The 23048-nt window shown below is 58.7% G+C and carries 20 protein-coding genes; 17 read left to right on the top strand and 3 right to left on the bottom strand.

Features of this window, described 5'->3' with window-relative positions; genetic code table 11:
• Positions 1-14: 14 nt before the first annotated feature.
• The 17 genes from ACGHU1_RS05870 (at position 15) to ACGHU1_RS05790 (ending at position 19963) form a co-directional block, all read left to right on the top strand.
• Positions 15-1577 carry a lipopolysaccharide biosynthesis protein gene (locus ACGHU1_RS05870; protein ID WP_390584500.1) on the top strand — a complete coding sequence of 521 codons (1563 nt, stop codon included), beginning with the start codon at positions 15-17 and terminating at the stop codon, positions 1575-1577.
• 51 nt (positions 1578-1628) lie between these two features.
• Positions 1629-2717, top strand: coding sequence for a glycosyltransferase family 4 protein (locus tag ACGHU1_RS05865; protein WP_390584497.1), 1089 nt, complete (start codon positions 1629-1631; stop codon positions 2715-2717).
• Positions 2714-3691 (top strand): GDP-mannose 4,6-dehydratase, encoded by a 978-nt coding sequence (locus ACGHU1_RS05860; RefSeq protein ID WP_390584494.1) that lies wholly within the window; start codon positions 2714-2716, stop codon positions 3689-3691. Before ACGHU1_RS05865 ends, ACGHU1_RS05860 begins: the two co-directional genes overlap by 4 nt.
• Positions 3692-3695: 4 nt before the next feature.
• The gene (locus tag ACGHU1_RS05855) at positions 3696-4961 is read left to right on the top strand and encodes a glycosyltransferase family 4 protein (protein WP_390584491.1); all 1266 of its coding nucleotides are present in this window, start codon (positions 3696-3698) and stop codon (positions 4959-4961) included.
• A gap of 102 nt (positions 4962-5063) precedes the next feature.
• Positions 5064-6362 carry a hypothetical protein gene (locus tag ACGHU1_RS05850; RefSeq protein WP_390584488.1) on the top strand — a complete coding sequence of 433 codons (1299 nt, stop codon included), beginning with the start codon at positions 5064-5066 and terminating at the stop codon, positions 6360-6362.
• 56 nt (positions 6363-6418) lie between these two features.
• On the top strand, positions 6419-7609 hold the full coding sequence (locus ACGHU1_RS05845; protein ID WP_390584486.1) for a glycosyltransferase: 1191 nt from the start codon (positions 6419-6421) through the stop codon (positions 7607-7609).
• Positions 7610-7622: 13 nt separating this feature from the next.
• Positions 7623-8177, top strand: coding sequence for a putative colanic acid biosynthesis acetyltransferase (locus tag ACGHU1_RS05840; RefSeq protein WP_390584483.1), 555 nt, complete (start codon positions 7623-7625; stop codon positions 8175-8177).
• Positions 8174-9007 carry a glycosyltransferase family 2 protein gene (locus ACGHU1_RS05835; protein WP_390584481.1) on the top strand — a complete coding sequence of 278 codons (834 nt, stop codon included), beginning with the start codon at positions 8174-8176 and terminating at the stop codon, positions 9005-9007. Before ACGHU1_RS05840 ends, ACGHU1_RS05835 begins: the two co-directional genes overlap by 4 nt.
• A gap of 63 nt (positions 9008-9070) precedes the next feature.
• Positions 9071-10063 (top strand): UDP-glucose 4-epimerase GalE, encoded by a 993-nt coding sequence (gene galE, locus ACGHU1_RS05830; RefSeq protein WP_390584479.1) that lies wholly within the window; start codon positions 9071-9073, stop codon positions 10061-10063.
• Positions 10064-10127: 64 nt separating this feature from the next.
• Entirely contained in the window at positions 10128-11099 is a 972-nt protein-coding gene (locus ACGHU1_RS05825) for a UDP-glucuronic acid decarboxylase family protein (protein WP_390584476.1), read from the top strand.
• Between the two features lie 27 nt (positions 11100-11126).
• Entirely contained in the window at positions 11127-12437 is a 1311-nt protein-coding gene (locus ACGHU1_RS05820) for a UDP-glucose dehydrogenase family protein (RefSeq protein ID WP_390584473.1), read from the top strand.
• Between the two features lie 46 nt (positions 12438-12483).
• Complete coding sequence (locus tag ACGHU1_RS05815) at positions 12484-13269, top strand: glycosyltransferase family 2 protein (protein ID WP_390584470.1); 786 nt, start codon at positions 12484-12486, stop codon at positions 13267-13269.
• Positions 13266-14387 (top strand): GDP-mannose 4,6-dehydratase, encoded by a 1122-nt coding sequence (gene gmd, locus ACGHU1_RS05810; RefSeq protein ID WP_390584467.1) that lies wholly within the window; start codon positions 13266-13268, stop codon positions 14385-14387. Before ACGHU1_RS05815 ends, gmd begins: the two co-directional genes overlap by 4 nt.
• A 28-nt stretch (positions 14388-14415) precedes the next feature.
• Positions 14416-15825 carry an O-antigen ligase family protein gene (locus tag ACGHU1_RS05805; protein ID WP_390584465.1) on the top strand — a complete coding sequence of 470 codons (1410 nt, stop codon included), beginning with the start codon at positions 14416-14418 and terminating at the stop codon, positions 15823-15825.
• Positions 15826-15896: 71 nt separating this feature from the next.
• Positions 15897-16610, top strand: a complete 714-nt coding sequence (locus ACGHU1_RS05800) for a polysaccharide biosynthesis/export family protein (protein WP_390584462.1) — start codon at positions 15897-15899, stop codon at positions 16608-16610.
• An 8-nt stretch (positions 16611-16618) separates the two neighbouring features.
• On the top strand, positions 16619-18763 hold the full coding sequence (locus ACGHU1_RS05795) for a GumC family protein (RefSeq protein WP_390584460.1): 2145 nt from the start codon (positions 16619-16621) through the stop codon (positions 18761-18763).
• 24 nt (positions 18764-18787) lie between these two features.
• Entirely contained in the window at positions 18788-19963 is a 1176-nt protein-coding gene (locus tag ACGHU1_RS05790; RefSeq protein WP_390584457.1) for a hypothetical protein, read from the top strand.
• 50 nt (positions 19964-20013) lie between these two features.
• Here ACGHU1_RS05790 and fabI read toward each other — a convergent pair whose 3' ends face one another.
• The 3 genes from fabI to ACGHU1_RS05775 are packed head-to-tail and all read right to left on the bottom strand — an operon-like array spanning position 20014 to position 22921.
• Complete coding sequence (gene fabI / locus ACGHU1_RS05785) at positions 20014-20820, bottom strand: enoyl-ACP reductase FabI (RefSeq protein WP_390584454.1); 807 nt, start codon at positions 20818-20820, stop codon at positions 20014-20016.
• Positions 20820-21902, bottom strand: a complete 1083-nt coding sequence (locus ACGHU1_RS05780) for a YihY/virulence factor BrkB family protein (RefSeq protein WP_390584451.1) — start codon at positions 21900-21902, stop codon at positions 20820-20822. The genes fabI and ACGHU1_RS05780 overlap by 1 nt, the downstream gene beginning before the upstream one ends.
• Positions 21903-21910: 8 nt before the next feature.
• Positions 21911-22921 carry a DnaJ C-terminal domain-containing protein gene (locus ACGHU1_RS05775; protein ID WP_390584449.1) on the bottom strand — a complete coding sequence of 337 codons (1011 nt, stop codon included), beginning with the start codon at positions 22919-22921 and terminating at the stop codon, positions 21911-21913.
• Positions 22922-23048 lie beyond the last annotated feature (127 nt).

Below are 23048 nucleotides of genomic sequence, written 5' to 3'. Positions count from 1 at the left end.
GCGCCGGGCGGCGGATGGCTAAGAATGATGACATCCCGTTAGAGGTTCAGCCGCCCAGCGATGCGCGACGCGCTCTTAACGAACGCGCTCTAGGGGTATCGGACACGCCGAACAATCTGGGGTCTCTTGCGGCACGGGGCAGCACTATCGCGCTGCTTTCGCACGGAATTTTTGTCACATTACAGATTGTGCAGCTGGTAATCCTCAGCCGGTTGCTCACCCCTGACGATTTTGGAATCGTGGGCATGGCGATGGCAATCACCGGCTTCATCCGTCTGTTTCAGGATATGGGGCTAACGAGCGCGACGATCCAGCGCCGAACGATCAACCAGGATCTCATCAGCGCGCTGTTTTTCCTCAATCTGATCGTTGGCCTTGGGTTGATGCTGCTGTGCTGGCTGGCGGCCCCTGTCGCCGGCATGATTTTCAGCGATGACCGGGTCCCGTTGGTGATCGTGTTCCTGTCGCTGACGATGCCGATGCTGGCGCTGCGGGCACAGCATCTCGCCTTGGTCAGCCGGCGCATGGAATTTCTGAAGCTCAATCTGGGGCAGCTGGTTTCGAACATCGGCGGAGTGACAGCCGCTTGCATGACCGCATGGCAGACAGATCTGGGTTACTGGTCTCTCGTCGTAGGGCAGCTCACCACCGGGTTTATCGACGTGGTGTATTTCTGGATCGCCTCGCGCTGGCGCCCGACCATGCCCCGCCGCGGCAATGGCGCGCGCTCCGCATTCAATTTCGGCATTAAGATCATGATGTCGAACATTTTGGGCTGGGTCTGGAAACAATCCGATAACGCCCTGATCGGCTGGCGCTGGGGAAGTGTCGAACTGGGCTACTACGCGCGCGCCTATTCGATCCTTTTGATGCCGCTTGCTATCATCAGCGGCCCCATCGGATCTGCGGTCATCCCTGCATTAAGCCGAATGCAGGACAATGTCGCACGCTGGGAGCATCTGTTCACCCGCACTGCACGCATCGTCGCTGCGTTAAGTGCGCTGCTTGCCGCTGTGCTATACGTAAATGCTACGTTTCTCGTCGCGCTCGCGCTTGGATCGGGTTGGGAGGTCAGCGGCGAGATATTCGCGGTGCTGGCGCTGTCTATCTTGCCCGGCATCACGTGGGAATTGGCGCGGTTCGCCTTCCTCTCGCTTGGGCGGAGCGACGTAATGCTCAAATATAGCATTGTGGCAGGACCGGCATATTTGGCCGGTTTCATCGCCGGGTTGCCGTGGGGCGGTATCGGGGTGGCGTGGGCGCTTGCCGCGGTGTCTTGGGCGCTGGCAATCCCGACGGTGATTGTTACGGCGCGAACTGCCAAAATCTCCAGCCTTCGTTTGCTCGCGGACCTGACCCCCCCGCTCGCAGGCTTTCTGCTTGCGCTCGGTCTTGCAGCGACGATGCCTGCTTTCTCGCAAAATCCGTTTATCGAGACTTTTGGCCGGTCCGTGCTGGTCACGATTGTGTTTGGCGCGGTCACGCTATTGTCAGGGCTGTTCAACACCAACTGGCGGCGCGACATGGCTGTGGGGCGTGACTGGATTGGCCAACGCGCGCAAAGGTGGACGCAATGATCGCTTCGCCTTATCGCGCGCCCTCACGCCCAATTCGATGAGCCGATAAAAATGCATATAATACTGATCGGATACCTGCATAACCTCGGAGGCATCCAGACCCACAGCCACTGGCTTGCAAAGGGGCTGACAGAGCGCGGCCACAGCGTCGAAATACTGACACCGGCACCCCTGCACGGCGATGCACCCGGCCTGCCCGAAAATCCTCCATACGACGTGGCCGAATACCGCACATTGCGCGATATTGCGGCGCTGGGAAGAAAGGCGCGGCCTCGGCCTGACGCAGTGATCGTGGCGGGGACGGGTTGGAAAGCGATGATGCTGGCCCTTGCAATCAAAGGGGCACGGCGACGCGTCTTCTTTGAAGTAATGAGCGGAGAGCGCGGCGGCTTTTTCGATCCGCGACTTTTGTCACGCTTTGGCTTTGATGCGATAGTTGGGCAAGGCAGCGGTGTAGAGCGCAAATTCATTCGCGAATTTGGCTGGCATGGGCCCAGCACGGTCATTCCAGCCCTGCCAGAACCGCTGGAAGTCGTCTGCTCCATCCCCGACGCGCCTGCGCTGCCACAATCGCCGGATGGTAAGCTGCGCCTTGGGTTTTTCAGCCGGCTGGTCGGCTACAAGGGGGCTGGCTTCCTGATTGAAAACTGGGATCGCCTCGCCCAGTACGCTGACACCCTCGATATCTGGGGCACCGGCTCGGCGCAGGATGAATTTGCCCGCGCCATCACCGCTGCAGGGCTGGAGCAGTCCGTTACGCTGAAGGGCCGATATCCCGGCGGGCAAGAATATGTGGAGCTGTTGCAGCAATATGATCTCACTTTGCTGCCGACATGGGGGAAGGAGGGTGCGCCGCTGGTCTTGCTGGAATCGATGGCATGCGGCATTCCTTTCGTGGCTAACGGAGTTGGCGGTATCCCCGATTACGCCAATCCGTATTGCCGGATCACATCAGGCGATATCAGCGAATTTCTGCCGCTTTATGAAGAGCTTGCCAGCAGTATCAGCCGCAGCGAGATTGACACAAAAAAGCTACAGGATCATTATTCCGCCAATTTCAGTTACGACCGGCTCGTTGACCAATGGGAACGGTTCCTGCTTTCTGAATTACCGGACACCATTCAGGGGCATAAATCGTGAAAACCGCGTTTATCACCGGGATCACCGGTCAGGACGGTTCATACCTGACCGAACTGCTTCTTGATAAAGGGTATCAGGTTCACGGCGTGTTGCGCCGTTCAAGCATGATTGACCGTCCGCGTCTGGACCACCTGACGCGCGATCCCGAAATTTACGGCAAACGCCTGTTTCTGCATTATTGCGACCTGGACGATACGACGACGCTGCGCCGCCTGTTGCGAGACATCGAGCCGGATGAATTCTATCACCTCGCCGGGCAAAGCCATGTCGGAGTGAGTTTCGAAATTCCGGAATCCACTTGTGAATTTACCGCGATGGCAACCCTGCGCATCCTTGAGGTGCTGCGCGACCTTGAAAAGGTGCCGCGGTTCCTGACCACCGGCAGCAGCGAGATATTCGGCGCCCCCGATATCGCACCGCAGACGATCGACACCCCGATGCGGCCCGTATCGCCCTATGGCGTGGCCAAAAGTTTCGCGGTCAATATCACGCGGGTCTACCGCGATTCGTTTGGCATGTTTGCGTGCACGGCCATTTGCTACAACCACGAATCCGAACGGCGCAGCCCCAGCTTTGTCACGCGCAAGATCAGCCGCGCGGTTGCAGAATTCGAAGCCGGGCGAACCGAGAAATTGGCCTTGGGCAATCTCGATGTCTGGCGCGACTGGGGCTATGCGCCAGAATATGTCGAGGCGATGTGGCTGATGCTGCAAACCGAAAGTGCCGAGGATTTCATCATCTGCACCGGCCAGGCAATGTCGCTGCAGGAATTCCTGAGCGCCGCATTCGAGCATGCCGGTTTGAACTGGCGCGACCATGTCGAAATTGACCCGCGCTTTATCCGCCCCAATGAACCCGTGAGCCTGGTGGGCGACCCGGAACGTGCAACACAATCGCTCGGCTGGACTGCGAAAATCAAAGGCGCCGCTGTCGCGCGCATGCTGGTCGATGCCGACCGAAAAATTCTGGACTGAGACAATGCCGGCTACACAAAATTCTGACCCCGCTGAACGGGCAATCGTCGTCCAGACGGGCGCGCGGCACAACTATGCCGTGCCCGCCGCTCTGGAGGCGGCAGGGCGGCTGGAGGCGTTGTATACCGATCTTGCAGGCACCAACGGTCTTGGCCGAGTGGCCGCATCGCTCAAATGGCTACCTCTGCCCGCGAATTTGAAAAAGCCGCTGGGCAGGCTTGCCGGAAGACTGCCTCCGCCCGCAGTCGCTGCTCGCACGCACACTTTCGATGCCGTGGCGGCTCGCTACGAAATCGCGACGCGACAAGCGCCCGATATGCGTGGGCGGATCAAGGCGCGGCAGGCCTTTAACGCGGCATGGTCCGAGGCAATGCTGGCACGCGGATTTGGTGAGGCGACGCACATCTACACAATGATGAGCGGTCAGATCCTGGAAGGGGAACGCTTTCTCCAAAAGGCACGCGAAGCGGGGTTAGAAGTTGTCGTCGATGTAACCATCGCCCTTTCGGCGGAGCATGTCATCACGGAACAATATGCAACCAATCCGGGGTGGGGCGATGCTCCCGATACGTATCTCGGCGCGATGGGGCGGCCCAATCCGGCCTACCCGAAAATGCTCGAAATCGGCTCACGTTTCCTCTGCGCCTCGCAATATGTAGCCGATGACCTCATTGAAAACTGGGGCGCAGACCCAGCTAAGGTGCGCGTTGAGCCTTACTCGGTGCATCCGTCATGGCTAGAGCTGGAAAACCGCCCCCAAATTGGCCGCATCCTGTTTCCCGGTTCTGCCAATCTGCGCAAAGGCATCCACCATTTTGCGCGCACTGCGCAATTGCTGGGCGGCGGTTCGGATTATGAATTCCGCGCCGTCGGTGATGTCGCGACGGAGACGAGGAGCAATCCCGAAGCGGCCATGATCGATTTTCGCGGACGTATTGCACGCCCGGAAATGGTGCAGGAATACCAAGCCGCCGATATCGTTGTCCTACCAACGCTCGCCGAGGGATCGGCCGGCGTCACCTATGAAGCGATGGCATCGGGCATCCCTGTCATTACCACACGCGAATCCGGCTCTCTCATAAAGCACGGCGAAAACGGCCTGATTGTTCCCGGTGCGGACCCTCAGGCGCTTGCGCAGGCCATCGAAACTCTGGTGAAGGACCGCGAACTGCGAGATCGAATGGCGGCTAATGCGCGGCAGAGCATTGCCGGCATATCGTGGGGCGGGTATTCGGATCGCCTCGTGCGCGCGATTTTCGACAAAAATTGATCCAAACACAGTGATATAGCGATTTTTATTGGCACTTAACGCCGCGCCTGATGTAGGTCGGCCGCTGAAATCGGGAGAAATTCGATAAGTCTGAGCGGCGCCTTGTTTGCGATTTTGATCGCCATTACGCTGACCATGCTGGTTGCCGGTCTGCTAAAGCGGGGCGGCTACTTGCAGGTGCCGACCTTGTTTGCTGCCGTCATGGCCGGATGGATGTTGCCGCAGATCTGGGGGTTGGTGTTTCGTCAAAGCGCGCCGGGCAATTCGCTCAACACGCTGCTGCTTATGACAATTTTGGCGTCGCTGGTTACGTATCTGGGCTGGTTCATGGCCACCAGGGCGAAAAGCGATCCGCTGGGCGGCCCGCTGCCCCGGATCAGCGATACGCATCTTGAAAAAGCGGCATTAATCCTGACGGGGATCGCGCTTGTCGCGTTTGTCGGGTTACGTTTCGCACCGGAAGAACAGCAAGTGGGCTTTGTCTGGACAGGACAATCCACGATCCTTTATTTCATCTTGAACCTCAAGACCGCTTCTTTCGCGCTGTCGCTGATCCTCTTGTTGAAAAAACGCACGCCTTTCAGCCTCGCTTTGTTCGCAGTGAACATCCTGATGTTCATCCCGTTTGTGCTGTTCATGTTCAAACGGCGCCACCTTGTCGAAGTGGTCCTGATTGCTGCCTACGCCATGCTGCTGATCAAGAACTTTGCAATTCCGCGCGCCGTCGTGGCAGCAGGTTTTGCGATCGCATCAATCGGGGTGTTTGCCACCGCAGAGCTGCGCTCCACCACCGTCGATGAGGAGCTGCCCGACTTTGAAAAGATCGCCGAGATCGATTTCCTTGCCCTGAGCCCGATTTACGATCCTCAGGCCTCGCCCGAGGTCGAAAACGCCGCGCACCTGATCCACACGATGCAGATCACCGGCGATTACACCTACGGCCAATACACCTGGAACCGGTTCGTCTTCCAATACGTGCCCGGCCAGCTCGTCGGCTTCGATGTCAAACAACAATTGATGACCGATGCCTGGCCGGATGAGGTCGTTTACCGCGCCGTCCGATACGAAGGGCACCCCGGATCGACGCAAACGGGGATAGGCACAGCCTATATGGAGCTCGCCTTTCTGGGGTTGCTGTTCTTTTTCATTCCCGCCTATTTCATGGGCTTCCTATGGCGCAGAGCGCTTGCGGGGAATTACTGGGACAAAATCTGGTATGCAGTCGGTCTCGTCCCGCTGCTTCACGGCATCACGCACCATTCGGCATATTTCTTTGTCGCATTCACGATGTTCATCGTCGCGCTCGGATTTGTCGCCCTCTGTCTGAGAATTGACTACGGTGCCCGCGCTAAAAATCAAACGCGCCGTTCGCGCCAGCGCCGTCGGCAGTTTGCGCGATGATTATCTCTGCAAAGCTGGTGTAAGACGATGATACCCGCTGTAGTGGACGGGCTGGTATGAGCGGCGCAGACCGCCATACCGGGCAAGCTCGCCGCTCGATCGGAATAGTCACCGGCTCGGCATCGCGGCAGGCTGGGGGATTGTTCAATTCGGTCAGAAAATCGGCGCTTCATCTTGCGCAGGCCGGAATTGATGTCGGCGTATATGCGCTGCGTGACGAATTCAGCGATAAGGATATTGGCGATTGGGCACCGCTGACCCCGCGATTGTTTGCAACCAAAGGGCCAGCAGCCTTGGGCCTAAGTCAGGGAGTGTTGGACGCTCTGCTCGCAGCAGATCACGACGTGCTGCATCTGCACGGCATTTGGCAATTTCTCTCCCGCGATGTGCTGCGGTGGAAGCTGGCGACCGGGCGGCCGATAATGATTTCGCCGCGAGGCATGCTGGATCCATGGGCGCTGCGCAATTCGGCATGGAAGAAAAAGCTGGCCGGCGCGCTGTTCGAAAATCGCAATCTGCGCGAAGCTGACTGCCTGCACGCTTTGAACGCATTCGAAGCGGCGTCGATGCGCGCATACGGTTTGACGTCGCCGATTGCGGTGATCCCGAATGCGGCCGATCTGCCGGAGATCGCGCCCCGCCGTGCGCATGATGGCAAGAAAACGCTGCTGTTCCTCGGGCGTATCCACCCCAAAAAAGGGCTGTCACAATTGCTCGCCGCGTGGGCACGGGCAGCGGCGGATGATCCCGCGCTGGCAGACCAATGGTCCATCACGATCGCGGGGTGGGATGATGGGGGTCATCTGGATTCTTTGCTCCGGCAGATCGCCGATCTGGGCATTGGCACCAGCGTATCGGTCCACGGCCCGGCATTTGGCGCCGATAAAGACCGGCTGCTTCGCGAAGCGGACGCTTTCGTGCTGCCGTCCTTTTCGGAAGGGCTGCCGATGTCCGTGTTAGAGGCGTGGGCGTACCGCCTCCCGGTCCTGATGACGGCGCGGTGCAACCTTCCCGAAGGGTTTGCCGCAGGGGCAGCGGTGGAAATTACCACCGATCCTGAACTTCTTTCGCGAAAGCTCAAAACCGCTTTGCTCGATGAAGACTTGCACCCGATGGGCGAGGCGGGCCGCGCGCTGGTGGAGGAGCGGTTCAGCTGGAGTCATGTCGCGAGGCAGCACCTTGCGGTATATGAATGGCTGGCAGGCGGCTGCGAGCGACCGCCTTGCGTTACCGGCGCGCTCGCCTAAAGCCGCATTCGCAATGGCTACCGACATCAAAACCAACCGCGCAACAAAGAAATGGACCGCTTCCGAGCAGGTCGGGCGCGTTCTATGGGCGTGTGTTACCCCGCTGTTCCGGTTCAGCCCGCGAATATTGTGGGGCTGGCGGCGGATGCTGCTGCGCGCCTTTGGAGCGACAATCGGCGCAAATGTGCATGTCTATCCGACCGTGCGCATCTCGATTCCCTGGAACCTGCAAATCGGCAAAGATGCTGCAATAGGCGACCACGCCATCCTTTACGCGCTTGGCCCTATCAGGATCGGCGCGCGGGCGACCGTCTCTCAATATGCGCATCTGTGCGCTGGCACGCACGACTGGCGCGACCCGGCCATGCCGCTGGTCAAATCGTCGCTCGTCATTGGTGAGGACGCATGGGTCTGCGCCGATGCCTTTGTCGGTCCCGGTGTGACTATTGGCGAGGGCGCGATATTGGGCGCGCGCGGGGTGACGATGAAGGATATCGAGCCGCGCGCAATCTATAGCGGGAACCCGGCGCGGCCCATCAAGAACACAGTAACGGACAAGATTACGTGAAACTTTCCTGCCTGATTCTGACCTATAACGAAGAAATCAATATCAGCCGGTGTCTGAGCGCGCTTTCATGGTGTGACGACATCGTCGTGCTAGATTCGGACAGCACCGATGACACACTGAAAATCGCCCGTGATCACGGGGCCCGTATTCTCAACCGCCCGTTTGATAATTTCGCCAATCAGCGCAATTTCGGCCTGGAGCATGGCGAGTTTGAGAACGAGTGGGTGCTTCATCTTGACGCGGACGAAGAGGTCACTCCGCACCTGCGCCAGACGCTGGAGGCAATGGAGCCGGAAGACGGTATAGATGCGTATTACATCCCCTCAAAGACGATGTTGATGGGCCAGTGGCTCAAACATGCGGGGATGTATCCGACCTATCAGGCCCGGCTTGGCCATCGCGACCGGCTCAGGTTCATTCAGGTCGGACACGGTCAACGCGAAGACCTTCCCCCATCAGCGATGGGCCAGATCGAGGTGCCTTACCTGCATTTTTCGTTTTCGCACGGAATGCGCCGATGGCTTGAGAAACATGTTCGCTATGCCGAGGACGAAGCACGGCTGATAATGGATATTCGAAAGAATGCCCTGCTTGAAAAGTCTGCGACGGCTGCGAAAAGCAGCGACCCAGCGTTGGCGCGGCGCAGGGCCAAAGTGCGCGCCGCCGGTCTTCCGCTCACACTTCGTCCCATCGCGAGGTTTTTCTACATATATCTGATAAAGCAGGGATTTCGCGATGGACACGCAGGGTTCATCTACGCATTCATGCTGGCCGTATACGAAGGCATGACAGCAATTATCGCAAAAGGCATAGCGAACGAAGGCGCTTAAACCTTCCGCTGCGGCATCGCCCTTTCAGGCGCAAAGCAGATGGAGCGATCGGGAGATATTTTGATGAAGGTTCTGGTTACAGGCGGCGCAGGCTATATTGGTAGTCACGCCTGCAAGGCGTTGGCATCGGCGGGGCATGTCCCTGTTGTGTTCGATAATCTTCGCACCGGGCATCGCTGGGCCGTCCAGTGGGGTCCGATGGTCCACGGCGATATTTGCGATACAAACGCGGTCCGTAAAGCGATCAAAGAGCATGATATCGACGCCGTCATGCACTTTGCCGCGCTCGCTTATGTCGGCGAATCGGTTCGCCAGCCCGGCCTTTATTACGCGGCGAATGTCGGCGGTCTCGTCTCGGTTCTCGATGCTATGGTCTCCTGCGATGTCGACCGAATCATCTTCTCCAGCACGTGCGCGACCTACGGCATCCCTGAAAGCTTGCCGATTACCGAGGACAGCGAGAGAGCGCCAATCAACCCATACGGACATTCCAAGCTCATGTGCGAGCAGGTATTGATCGATCATGCCACAGCCCACGGGATCGGTTCGATCGCGCTTCGGTACTTTAACGCGGCCGGGGCCGATGCCGCGGGGGATATCGGTGAGTTTCACGATCCCGAAACGCATCTGATACCGCTGGTGCTGGAGGCCGCCGCCGACGGTGACAAAACCATCACGGTTCTGGGCGATGACTACGATACACCCGACGGCACATGTGTGCGGGATTACATCCACGTAACCGACTTGGCCGACGCGCATGTATCCGCGCTGGAACGGTGTGCACCGGGCCAGGCCGAACACTTCAATCTGGGCACGGGCACGGGGGCAAGCGTGCGCGAAATCATCAATGCTGCAGAAGAAGTCACTGGCCGGAAAATTGCGGTTGAAGTGGGCGAAAGAAGGCCCGGAGATCCTCCTATCCTGGTGGCGAACGCCGCGCGCGCTCGCGAAGCTTTGGGGTTTGCGCCCCGGCATTCAGAAATTCGCAATGTGATTGAGACTGCATGGCAATGGATGGAAAAGATGCCTGCTGGCAATCAGCCCCGAATGCGATAAAGGCAGCGCTGCCGCTTAAATACGAATGGCAGCGGCCCCCAACAAACCTCAACCGGAAAAGATATTGGCTCGCCTTTACGAAAGCAGAAAACGTATTCTGGTCACTGGTGGAGCCGGTTTTCTCGGCTCGCACCTGATCGATCGCCTGATCGACCAAGGTCACGAAGTGCTGTGCGTGGACAACCTGTTTACCGGTACGAAGCGCAACGTGGATCACCTGCATGACGAGCCGCGCTTTGAATTCATGCGCCACGACGTCACGCAGCCATTGGTTGTCGAGGTGGACGAGATTTACAACCTCGCCTGCCCTGCCTCCCCGATCCATTACCAGCACGATCCGGTCCAGACGACCAAGACCAGCGTGCATGGCGCGATCAACATGCTGGGCCTTGCCAAGCGGTTGAAATGCAAGATTTTCCAGGCTTCGACCAGCGAGGTTTACGGTGATCCGAATGTGCACCCCCAACCCGAAGAATACTGGGGCAACGTCAATCCGATCGGTCCGCGCTCTTGCTATGATGAGGGTAAACGCTGCGCCGAGACGCTATTTTTCGATTATCACCGTCAGCACGCGCTGGAGATCAAGGTCGCGCGAATTTTCAACACCTATGGCCCGCGCATGCACCATGCCGACGGGCGGGTTGTGTCGAACTTTATCGTGCAGGCATTGCAGGGTCAGGACATCACGATTTACGGCGATGGCTCGCAGACCCGCTCATTCTGCTTTGCCTCCGATCTGATCGAGGGTTTCTTGCGTCTGATGGCGACCGGTACCGATGTCACCGGGCCGGTCAATCTGGGCAATCCGGGCGAGTTTACGATGCTTGAACTGGCTGAGACCGTGATCGAATTGACCGGATCGAAATCCAAGCTGACATTCATGGACTTGCCAGCGGACGATCCGAAACAGCGGCGCCCGGACATCTCGAAAGCGAAAGAGCTACTCGATTGGACGCCTACTATTGAGCTTAAAGAGGGCCTGACCAATACCATTGCGTATTTTGAACGACGCCTGCCGGAGATTATGGGACGCTAGACGCGTTACCCGAAAGGAACCGATATAATGAAGATTGCGATGGTAGGATCCGGCTATGTTGGGCTGGTATCAGGCGCATGTTTTGCTGACTTTGGCCACGAGGTCGTCTGCATCGACAAGGATCAGAGCAAGATCGACCGTCTGCACGATGGTATCATGCCGATTTACGAACCGGGCCTCGATGCACTGGTTGAAACCAATGTGAAAGCCGGCCGCCTGTCCTTCACCACTTCGCTTGCCGAAGGGATCAAGGGTGCGAGCGCCATTTTCATCGCAGTGGGCACGCCCAGCCGCCGCGGCGATGGCCATGCCGATCTCAGCTTCGTCTATGCCGTGGCCAAGGAGGTGGGCGAAAGCCTTTCCAATGATGCGGTTGTCGTGACCAAATCGACCGTTCCGGTCGGCACGGGCGACGAGGTTGAGCGGATCATTGCAGACACCGGTACCGCGCATAAAGTCTCGGTCGTTTCCAACCCCGAATTCCTGCGCGAAGGCGCGGCCATCGGCGATTTCAAGCGCCCGGACCGTATCGTCATCGGCGCGGAAGATGAATTTGGCCGCGAAGTGATGCACGAGGTGTATCGCCCGCTGTTCCTCAACGAATCGCCCATTCTGTTCACCTCACGCCGCACCAGCGAGCTGATCAAATACGCCGCCAACGCCTTCCTCGCGACCAAGATCACATTCATCAACGAAATGGCCGATCTGTGCGAGAAAGTCGGCGCGAACGTGCAGGATGTCAGCCGCGGTATCGGCATGGACGGCCGCATCGGTTCGAAATTCCTGCACGCAGGGCCGGGCTATGGCGGATCGTGCTTCCCGAAAGACACGCTCGCCCTGCTCAAGACCGCAGAGGATTACGACAGCCCGACGCGCATCATCGAAGCGGTCGTGAACGTCAACGAGAGCCGCAAGCGCGCAATGGGCCGCAAAGTCCTGGATGCGCTGGGCGGACAGGAAAAGGCACGCGGCAAAAAGGCGGCTTTGCTGGGGCTTACATTCAAGCCGAACACCGATGATATGCGCGATTCGCCCGCGATTGCGGTGGCGCAGACGCTTACCGATGCCGGTGTGCATGTCTCCGCTTTCGATCCCGAAGGCATGGAGCTTGCGAAACCTCTGATGCCAAACGTTACCATGTGCAACGACCCTTACGAAGCCATTGAAGGCGCCGATGCCACGGTGATCGTCACCGAATGGGATGCGTTCCGCGCACTCGATTTCGACAAGGTGAAAGCGACGGCAAACGCTTCGGTGCTGGTTGATCTGCGCAATATCTATACGCCGGACGACGTGCGCGCTAAGGGCTTTGAATACAGCAGCATCGGACGGTCCTGAGGCGGCACTTCGCCTCTGACGATGCATGCTCCGGGATACGCATGCAGTGAAAATTTCGGTCGTCACCGCCGTTTACAACAGGGTCGAAACGGTGGGCGCTGCGATCACCAGTGTTCAGTCGCAGACCTATGATAATGTCGAGCATGTCGTGCAGGACGGCGGATCATCCGACGGCACGCTCGACACCGTACGCGCACTCGCTACCTCCTCAACCCAGCTCGTTTCGGAGCGCGACGAAGGCATTTATGATGCAATCAATCGCGGTATCTCGCGGGCAAGCGGCGATGTGATCGGCTTGATGCATTCCGATGATGCATTTGCGCATGACCGGGTGCTGGAACAGGTTGCTGCACACTTCGAAGACCCTGCGGTCGACGGTGTCTACGGCGATCTGCAATATGTTGCCGCAGACAATCTGGACCGGGTCATCCGGCACTGGCGGTCCCGGGAATATTCCCCGGACCTGCTTGCGAAAGGCTGGATGCCGCCCCATCCCACGCTATACCTGCGGCGCGAAGTCTTTGACGCGCATGGCCTTTACGACACCAGCTTCGACATTGCCGCTGACTATGACGCGATGCTGCGATATCTGGCGAAAGGGCGAATAACCCTGTCGTATCTGCCCGAAGTGCTTGTAAAAATGCGCGTAGGCGGCGAAAGCAATCGCTCGATTGAACGGATATTGCGCAAAAGTCGCGAGGATTTGCGCGCCCTGCGCAAAAATGGCGTGGGCGGTTTTGGCGCCCTCGTCCGTAAGAATACAAGTAAGCTGGGCCAGTTCCGCGTAAAAAACCATGCGAAGAACGGTTTGAAAGAAGAAACAAAGCGATGACGAAGACTGCATTGATCACAGGAATTACGGGACAGGACGGGTCCTATCTGGCGGAATTCCTGTTGGCCAAAGGCTATGAGGTGCACGGGATCAAGCGGCGCGCATCGTCTTTCAACACGCAGCGCATCGACCACATCTACCAAGACCCGCACGAACAGGGCCGGCGGTTAAAGCTGCACTACGGCGACCTGACCGACACATCGAACCTGACGCGGATCATGAACGAAGTGCGCCCGGACGAGGTCTATAATCTCGCCGCGCAAAGCCATGTCGCCGTCAGCTTCGAAGCGCCCGAATACACCGCCGATGTCGACGGGATGGGCACTTTGCGCATGTTGGAGGCGATCCGGTTTTCAGGACTGGAAAAAACCACCCGGTTCTATCAGGCGTCGACTTCGGAATTATACGGGCTGGTGCAGGAAACCCCGCAGAAAGAGACAACGCCGTTCTATCCGCGCTCTCCCTATGCGGTGGCAAAGCTGTATTCGTACTGGATTACCGTCAATTACCGCGAGGCGTACGGGATGTATGCCTGCAATGGCATCCTGTTCAATCACGAAAGCCCGCGCCGGGGCGAGACGTTTGTCACGCGCAAGATTACGCGCGGCCTCGCAAATATCGCCCAGGGTCTCGAAGACTGCCTTTACATGGGCAATATCGATGCGCTGCGCGATTGGGGCCATGCCCACGATTACGTGCGGATGCAGTGGATGATGCTGCAACAGGATGTCGCTGACGATTTCATCATCGCCACGGGCAAGCAATATTCGGTGCGCGAATTTATCCGCTGGAGCGCGGAAGAACTGGGCGTAGCGTTGGAATTCAAAGGCACCGACCTTGAAGAAACAGCGACCGTCACCGCGATTGAAGGGGACAAGGCGCCTGCGCTCAAAGTGGGCGATGTGGTTGTGCGCATCGATCCGCGCTATTTCCGCCCCGCAGAGGTCGAGACGCTGCTGGGCGATCCGACCAAAGCGCGCGAAAAGCTCGGCTGGGAGCCGGAGATTACCGCGCGCGAAATGTGCAACGAAATGGTTGCCGCCGACCTTATAGAGGCGCAGCGCCACGCATTTCTTGCCAAGAATGGCTATGATATCCCGGTCAGTGTAGAAAACTGACCGGGGCGACGGGAGGGATATCGCAGCGATGGATGCGGCTGTTCAGTCGAAACCAGTAGGCAATGTGCAGGCGTTGATCTGGCTGTCCCTCTTTGCGGCGCTGGTCGCGTTGCTGGGCGGCAGCGCGCGGTTTGATGCGGTGCAGATCGCGGCGCTGCGTCCGCTCGCCGCGCTATTCCTGATCCCGGCGTTTTATTATTTGAGCCGTGACAGCGCGAAGGACGCCAAGGTCCCGCTGCTTTTATTGGCGGCCATCACCGTCTGGACCGCTATCCAGCTGATCCCTCTGCCGCCCGCGCTCTGGCATGCGCTGCCGGGGCGCGGCCTTCTCGCCGAACTTGATGCCATGCACGGCCTTGAGGGCACCTGGCGCCCGATCGCATGGGTGCCGATGCGCGGATGGAATGCGCTGATGGCGCTGGTCATCCCTATTGCGGCTGCCCTGCTTGTAATCGCACTGAGGCCCAGCGGTCAGTCGGTCCTTCTAATAATCGCTGCAATGGGCTGCGCCGATGCGGCGCTCGGCCTGTTGCAGATTACGGCAGGGGCCGGCAGTCCGCTGTATACCTACACGCACACCAATGGCGGCGCGCCGGTCGGCATTTTCGCAAACGAGAACCACTCCGCTGTTTTTTCGGCAATGGTGCTCGTGGTGATCGCGCGGCTCGGGTTTTCGCCGCGCAAGAGGCGAGTCAATCCAGTCTATTTCATCGCCTTGGCGGCGGCTTACATACTTGTCCTGATCAGCCTGTTGGTCAGCGGGTCGCGCGCCGGGCTGGGCATCGGTCTGGTGGGCGTCATTGCGACGGCGGTGTTGGCGTATCTATGGCTGGCAAAGCCAAAGCCGGGCATTTCAGCGCCAAAGCCCATGGCTTTAATGATGCAACGCCCGCGTACGGTCATGCTGGCGGGATTGGGGGCGTTTTTGGCGCTCCTTTTTGCGTTGTTCCAGTTCGAACGCGTACCCGGCCTGATCGACGCGATGGATCAAAGCGCGTTCGAGGACCTGCGTTGGAGAATACTTCCGATTTTGCAGGAGATGATGGCAGCCTATTGGGTTTTCGGGATAGGGTTCGGGTCATTCGATGCAGTCTATATGATCGAAGAGCCAACGGAGCTGCTGAATTCAGCCTATCTCAACCAGGCGCACAATGACTGGGCGCAGATCGTGATCGAAGGCGGAATTCCGGCGGTCCTGATTGTCATCGCACTAGGTGTATGGACATATCTTGCAGTCCGTTCGCTTTACGCGCAGAACTTTGCTGCGCTGGGGCGCTGTGTATTTTGGGTAACAATCGCGGCCATGCTTACGGTTGCGTCGCTTTTCGATTATCCGCTTAGAACCCCGATTATTCAGACAATTGGCGTATGGCTGGCGCTGGTCCTGGCTTTCGATGTTCGAGACAATACTGCCAAAGCGGCGAAAGAAATGAAGTGATTTCAATCGCAAAACGGTTGGCTAAGCGACAGAATGAGGTATGGCGACTACTTGGTTTGATGAGGGTCAATATGAAATTTCCGAGTATGTTTGCTGGTCTTGCGGCGGCATCCATTTTGCTGGCCGGTTGCGCCGGGTCTGATCGGACTCTGGGCGCAGCGCCCGATGTCGAGATTGCCGATCTGACAACGCTGCCTGTTCCCAGCGCGGCACAAACATACCTGATCGGCCCGCAGGAACGCGTCGATATCGCGGTAGTCGGCGCTGAAACTTTGAGCGGGACCTTCCTCACCGATCGCATGGGCAATCTGCAATACCCGCTGTTGGGTACCTTGCCGGTTGCGGGCATGTCCCCTTCGGAGGCATCGCGGATGATCGAAGACGGACTGCGCGGTGATTACTTGCGCAATCCCCAAGTGCGTCTGATCCCGCAAGAATTGCCTGTTAACACGATTTCGATCGGGGGCGAGGTGGAAAATCCTGGCTCCTATCCTGCATCAGGCAGCATGTCCTTGCTGCGCGCGGTCAACCTGGCCGGCGGCCTGGGCGACTATGCGCGTTATGATGAAGTGCTCGTCATGCGCACGGTCGAGGGCCGGCGATTTATCGGGATCTACAATATTCAAGCGATCCAGCGCGGCAATTACGCCGATCCACAGCTGTATCCTGATGACATCGTAATGGTTGGCGATTCGCCCGAACGGCGCCGACTGGATCGCCTTGTTTCAATCGGTGCACCGTTTCTTTCGACGGCCGCTGTCATCATTTCTCAAGTGGCTCGATAAGGTCGATCATGAACGAGACAACGACAATCTCATCGGCTCCGGCGGTGTTTTCCGAGCCCAACGGCAAAGAAGGCTATCCGGAACAGGAGGGCGACCGCTTCAGCATCGATATCGAACGGTATCTTTCAGAAGCGCGTAATCTGAAATACTGGATCGCGGGCATCGTTGCGCTTTGCGTTTTGATAGGGATCGTTCTGACGCTGCTTTCGACGGAGTTGTACCGTGCGGACACCCGTCTCGAAATCCAGCGGGAAAGCGCGAATGTCACCAATGTCGATCCGCTTGAGCGGGTTTCACGCGCAAATGAGCTGAATTACCTCAACACTCAATACGAATTGCTCGAATCGCGGTTCATGGCTTCGCGCGTGATCGAAGCGGCCAATCTGGCCCGTGATGAGGAATTCCTTGAGGCGTTCAACCTTCAGGATGCGGCAAACCTGACCGATCGCCGGTTGCAAAACCTGCTGCTGGGCAATGTCAGTATCTCGCCTATCACCCAATCGAACCTTGTCGACATTCAGTTTTCCAGCCCTTCGCCGACGGTGTCCGCGAACCTTGCCAATCGCTGGGCAGATGAATTCATCGCCGCGAATTACGAGAAGCGGTTCGGCGACAACATTCAGGCTCGCGAATATCTTAACGATCAGATTGCGGAACTGCGTGAAAGGCTTGCCGAATCCGAAACCGAGCTGATCGAATACGCGAACGCCAACGAAATCCTCATCCTAGAACGGCCCAATGGTGAAGCGGGTTCGGAAAGCGCCAGCCAAACTTTGATCGCAAGCGACCTTGCCGTATTGAATGCGGAACTGGCTGATGCGGTGTCGGCACGCATTGCGGCCGGCTCCGCTGCATTGTCTGGCGATTTTCCAGCGTCAGATCCGCGCAACGAGCTGCGCACGCAATTGATCGCGGCGCAGACCGAACTGGCGCAATTGCGGGCGAATTTCGGCCCGCGCTATCCGGCGTTGCTCGAAAAAGAGGCCGAAGTGGCCACTTTGAGAGCCGCGATCGAGAATGAGACATCCTCCGTTCTGCGCTCTGCGGAAATGCGGGAAGCCAATCTTCGCGGCCGGTTTGAAGCGGCAAAGAACCGTTTCCTGAGCCAGCAGGGGCAAAGCATCAATTACGGTATCCTGAAGCGTGAGGTCGAAACCAATCGTGAACTCTATGATGCACTGCTGCAGCGTTATAAGGGGCTTGAGGCATCTGGCGCTGGCCAGAACAACATCACCCTGATCGACCGCGCAGTCGCGCCTTCTCGGCCCTATGCCCCGTCGCTGTTTCAGAACCTGATTGCGGCGCTGTTTTTGGCGCTCGTCCTGGTGATCATCCTGGTCTACCTCAGGGTGGCGTTGAGCCAGACGCTGAAGGATCCGCAGGATGTGACGCGCAGGCTTGACCTCCCGCTGCTTGGCGCGATCCCGAAAACATCGTCGGGCCCGATTGCGGAAAGCCTGGCCGAACGTTCTTCGGAGCTCAGCGAGGCGTACAAGTCGGTGCGCACGAACCTTTCGTTCCTGACGCCAGCAGGCGCGCCAAGGGCGCTGATGCTGACATCGTCTGTGCCTGGCGAGGGCAAATCGATTTCGTCATTTGCTTTGGCAAGCAGCTTTGCCCAGCTGGGTAAGCGCACGCTCCTGATCGATGCCGATTTGCGCAATTCACGCATGTCCTCTCTCGTCGACAACATGGCGGATGACAAAGGCGGACTAACGGCGCTGCTGACCGGCGCTTCGTCGAATATCGCAGCCGAAACCGTCACCATTGATGGTCACGGGTTCGACTTCCTCTCGCACGGCAGAACGCCGCCAAATCCGGTGGAATTGCTAGCGAGTGGCCGCATGCGTGAGATCATCGAGCTTGCCAAGCAGGATTATGACCAGATCATCATCGACAGCGCGCCAATGTTGGCCTTGGCCGATGCGGTTGAGCTGGCACGGTCTGTCGACGGGGTCGTCTATGCGATCGAATTTGACCGCATCAAACTGCGCGCAATCGAGCGGGCACTGACCCGCCTCGAAACGACCGGCGCGCAGGTTTATGGCGGGCTCGTGACCAAACTGGACGAGAAAAATGCCGCCTATGGTTACGGCTATGGTTATGGCTACGGCTATGGCTATGGCAGCAAAGCCGACGAAGAAATGGCTTAAGCCAATGGTGAAGGCAGACCGGCGGTGACAGCAGGCGGACACATCGGAAGGCTCGCAATCAGCGGCGCCATCGGGCTGATGGTAAGCGCCGCAGTGGGTGTCCACGCGCTCAGCGCCCTGTCGACCAAATCTGCTCCCGAAACGGCCACGGCGCTATTTCCGCTCAATGGCGAAGCCTATGAAGTCGCCGCGTTTAAGGCATTTACCGATGCCGCATCCAGAGGCCAGTCGCTGAAACAGGCAGCACAGGGCGCGCGCGAATTGTCTCTCAGTGCGCTTAAACGCGATCCGGCGAGCGTTAAATCACATGCTCTGCTGGCTTTGGCAGACGGCGATGCGGGCCCGCAGGAGGACGTCCTTACGCTTGCCTCCCGCCTCAATCGCCGCGACCTTACATTGCAGGGGCTGGTGTTAGAATCGCATCTGGCAGCCAACGAGGTGGACAGGTCCATTTCGTCTCTCGACGAGATTTTGCGTGTTCATCCCACATACCACAGTGAATTTTTCCCCATACTCGGCGAAGCTCTGCTGGATGACCGGACGGTGCCGACCTTTTCGGCGCTGCTGGACGGCACTTCGCCATGGCATGAATTTTTCTTCACCGCCTATGCTGTCAAACAGCAGCCCCTGCTCCCCAATCTGGCCCAGCTGCGCCTGCGCCGCGATCTGGTCGACGCCGAGTTTGATCGCACACTGATTGCGGGCCTTATCAAAATTGGCGAAGTCGAGACGGCGGCAGAGGTTTTTGCCGTGGTTGGGGGTTCAAACGGAACAGGTCCGGTCACAGGCGCGCTAAGCTGGTCCGCTGAATTCCCGCCATTTGACTGGCAGTTCACCAATGAAAGCGATTTTCGTGCGCAGGAAAGCCGCGATGGAGCGCGGCTGGAATTGTTCGCGCGGCCCGGTCAGGGCGGCATCATTGCCCAGCGGATTCTGCCAGTGCCCGCCGCGCCCTTTGCGATCGAATTGACACAAACCGCCGAGACGGCATCGCGGGCCGACGCGGTGCGCATCGAGCTGCGGTGCCCCGGCGATAGCGAGCCGTTTTTCGTGCAAGCTCTTGGCGATGGTGCAAATACGCTCTCATTCGAAAGCGCGCCGGCATGTGAGCAGATGCTGCTGGGGATCTATGCCCGTGCCTTCACCGGGCAGCAGACGCTCCGTACGGAGCTTGGCCAGATCACGATAACCGGCAGTTAAACGCCGCCGGGCGCGCCGCATCTGTCAACAGCCGCGCCAACCAGCCCCGCTTAGGCGAGGCCGATATCGGGCGCATCTTCCTGCTTCATCCCGACCACGTGATAGCCGCCATCGACATGATGCGTCTCTCCGGTGACGCCGGATGACAGATCGGAGCACAGATACACGCCCGCCCCGCCGACATCGTCAATGGTGATATTGCGCCGGAGGGGGGCGTTCAGCTCGTTCCATTTGAGGATGTAGCGGAAATCGCCGATACCGCTCGCCGCGAGTGTTTTCACCGGGCCTGCGCTGATCGCATTCACGCGGATATTGCGCGGCCCCAGATCGTTGGCGAGGTATTTTACGCTGGTTTCCAGCGCCGCTTTGGCCACGCCCATCACGTTGTAATGCGGTATGACTTTTTCCGCCCCGTAATACGTCAGCGTCACGATGCTGCCGCCGCTTTCCGGCATCATCGCCGCTGCGCGCTGCGACACGGCCACCAGCGAATAGGCGGAAATGTTCATCGTCATCAGGAAATTGTCGAGACTGGTGTCGACATACTTGCCGCGCAGCTCGTTCTTGTCCGAAAAGCCGATTGCGTGAATGACAAAATCGAGCGTGTCCCAGCGGCTTTTGAGCGTTTCGAACGCGCTATCGAGCGAGGCCATATCCGACACGTCGCATTCGAACGTGAAATCACTGCCAACCTGCTCTGCAAGCGGCTTCACCCGCTTCGCCAACGCTTCGCCCTGATAGGAAAACGCCAGCTGCGCGCCCTGTTCGGCCAGCTGTTTCGCAATGCCCCATGCCAGCGATTTGTCGTTGGCGAGGCCCATGATCAGCCCCCGTTTTCCGCTCATCAAACCGCTCATCACGCTTCCTCCTGTTTAGCAGCCGCGCCGCCCGTTTCTTCGCCGTTTTCGCCGATATCATCCGGTTCGGCCAGCGCCGCGTTCAATTCCGCCCCGATAACAAGGCCCAGCCCCACCAGCCAGAAAAACAGCAGGGCAACAATGATACCCGCCAGGCTGCCATAGGTGTAATCGTAGGTGAAGAACCGGCCCAGCACCAATGGCAGTGCGCTGGTCACGGTCAGCCACCAGACGGCGGTCAACAGCGCGCCGGGCCACTTGGGATACCGCCTGGGGCGATATTCGCTCGGCGTGAGGGTGTAGAAGAGCAGGTAAAGCGACCCTGCGAGGCCCAATGCCGGGACAATCCGCGATACCTGCAAGGTGGAAACCGCCTCGTTCAATTGCGGGAACCGGCCATCGATGATCTGCTGCGCCGCGCCGATCATGACTGTGGCGAAAAACGACACCATCAGCAGCACGACGGCGCCCAATATCAGGCCAGCGGAAAGCAGCCGGTATTTCAGAAAGGAATGCGCAGGTTTCGTCCCATAGGCGCGGCGCAGAATATCGCGGATCGTTTCGATCAGGCTGGACACCGTCCAAAGCGCGATGGCGACGCCAACCCATAACAGCCAGCCTGACCTTGCATCGACCACATCGGAGGCAACCGGGCCGATGACACGCGCCACCGTGGGAGGCATCGACAACAGCACCGCGTCGATCATCATCCGGCGTTCCTCAACCTCTCCGATCAGCTGGAACAGCGCCCCGCTGATGATGAAGAACGGGAAAATTGCCAGCATTGACAGATAGGCGAGATTTCCGGCGTGGATGAAGCCGTCCTGATACGTGCCGAATGCCGTGCGCTTTAAAACTTCGAAAGGCCGCGATCCCGGCGCCAAAGGCCCGGCGAGCGAGACGAGCATGGCGCGCCAGCTTGGCAGTTTGCGATCATCAACAGGGCTTGTGGCGAGGCCAAGCGGCGCGACAGCGTCAGATTGCTGCGCGCTCGCTACGCGCCGGCGCGTCCGGCGGGCTTCGGGAGAGAGCGAGCGAACGGCGCGCTCGGAATGCTCGTGAGGGGCCGATTGCGAGACCATTCAGCGGTCTATAGACCGAATTTCTCTCGCGGGCGCGCCGTATCTACCCAGCCATCCAGCTTTTCTTCGAGTTTTTTGAGGTCTTCGGGAAGCTGAATTTCGAGTGTTACGAGCTGATCGCCGCGTTCCTGTTTGCCGCCGCTGCCCCGCGACACTTTCTTCGTCCAACCTTTTCCGGCAAGCCGCATGACAGTGCCGCCATTGGTCCCCGGCTTGATCGTGAGCATGACCGGACCATCGACGGTCGGGCATTTCACCTTCGCGCCGCGAATGGCCTCATCCAGCGTTATCGGCACGTCCATGCGGATATTGTCGCCGTCACGCTTGAAAAACGGGTGGCTGCCGATCTCGATAATGACGATACCGTCACCGCTACCGCCCGGCCCGGCGTGGCCTTTATCCTTCAGGCGCATTTGCGTGCCGTCTTCGACACCGCCGGGCAGTTTCAGGCTGATCGCCTTGCCATCGGCGAGAGTGATGCGCTGATCGCGCCCTGCCGCCGCATCCACAAACGGCACGGCGAGCCGGTATTGAATGTCTGCGCCGCGTTTTCGGGGTGGAGAGGATGGCGGGGGCGGGGGGCGCTGCCCGAAGCCGCGCCTTCCGTTGGTCTGCCGTGCGCGTCCGGCGCCAAACAGTCCTTCGAACAGGTCGCCCAGATCCATGTCCTCGGGGCTCATGCCGCCCGGAGGGGGTCCGCCCGGCCTGCCGCCGAAACCACCAGGACGATAGCCGCCGGGTCGCCCGCCCATACCGGCGCCCATACCCCCGCCCATTCCGGCAAAGGGGTTAAGCGGGTTGCCTTCTGCGTCTATTTCTCCGCGATCGAATTGCGCGCGCTTATCCTTGTCGGACAGCAGGTCATACGCCTTGGTCGCGTCGGAAAACCTTTCCGCCGCCTTTGGATTGTCTTTGTTCTTGTCCGGGTGAAGCTGTTTTGCGAGCGTTCGATATGCGCTCTTGATGTCCTTTTCGGACGCAGTGCGCGTTACCCCCAGAGTTTTGTACGGATCGCCCATGCCGTGTTAGCTAGGTGAGACAGTCTCTTGGTGCAAGACTGCAGTGCGCTATGCATCGCTGCGAGACAAACTTTCCTACGCCGGCTGGCGATTGTAACGCCCCCCGATGACGTATTTTCGGGCAACA

The sequence above is a fragment of the Erythrobacter sp. MTPC3 genome (genome assembly GCF_042854385.1).
Classification (GTDB): domain Bacteria; phylum Pseudomonadota; class Alphaproteobacteria; order Sphingomonadales; family Sphingomonadaceae; genus Erythrobacter.
The sequence above is the reverse complement of the archived record's forward strand: the minus strand, read 5'-3'. Positions and strand labels throughout refer to the sequence as shown.

Bases quoted from the DNA above. Each gene is read 5' to 3' on its own strand.
- fabI (WP_390584454.1), bottom strand. From the start codon at position 20,820: ATGAGCGGTTTGATGAGCGGAAAACGGGGGCTGATCATGGGCCTCGCC.
- ACGHU1_RS05870 (WP_390584500.1), top strand. From the start codon at position 15: ATGGCTAAGAATGATGACATCCCGTTAGAGGTTCAGCCGCCCAGCGAT.
- ACGHU1_RS05775 (WP_390584449.1), bottom strand. From the start codon at position 22,921: ATGGGCGATCCGTACAAAACTCTGGGGGTAACGCGCACTGCGTCCGAA.
- ACGHU1_RS05820 (WP_390584473.1), top strand. From the start codon at position 11,127: ATGAAGATTGCGATGGTAGGATCCGGCTATGTTGGGCTGGTATCAGGC.
- ACGHU1_RS05855 (WP_390584491.1), top strand. From the start codon at position 3,696: ATGCCGGCTACACAAAATTCTGACCCCGCTGAACGGGCAATCGTCGTC.
- ACGHU1_RS05840 (WP_390584483.1), top strand. From the start codon at position 7,623: ATGGCTACCGACATCAAAACCAACCGCGCAACAAAGAAATGGACCGCT.
- ACGHU1_RS05780 (WP_390584451.1), bottom strand. From the start codon at position 21,902: ATGGTCTCGCAATCGGCCCCTCACGAGCATTCCGAGCGCGCCGTTCGC.
- ACGHU1_RS05865 (WP_390584497.1), top strand. From the start codon at position 1,629: ATGCATATAATACTGATCGGATACCTGCATAACCTCGGAGGCATCCAG.
- gmd (WP_390584467.1), top strand. From the start codon at position 13,266: ATGACGAAGACTGCATTGATCACAGGAATTACGGGACAGGACGGGTCC.
- galE (WP_390584479.1), top strand. From the start codon at position 9,071: ATGAAGGTTCTGGTTACAGGCGGCGCAGGCTATATTGGTAGTCACGCC.
- ACGHU1_RS05845 (WP_390584486.1), top strand. From the start codon at position 6,419: ATGAGCGGCGCAGACCGCCATACCGGGCAAGCTCGCCGCTCGATCGGA.
- ACGHU1_RS05795 (WP_390584460.1), top strand. From the start codon at position 16,619: ATGAACGAGACAACGACAATCTCATCGGCTCCGGCGGTGTTTTCCGAG.
- ACGHU1_RS05805 (WP_390584465.1), top strand. From the start codon at position 14,416: ATGGATGCGGCTGTTCAGTCGAAACCAGTAGGCAATGTGCAGGCGTTG.
- ACGHU1_RS05800 (WP_390584462.1), top strand. From the start codon at position 15,897: ATGAAATTTCCGAGTATGTTTGCTGGTCTTGCGGCGGCATCCATTTTG.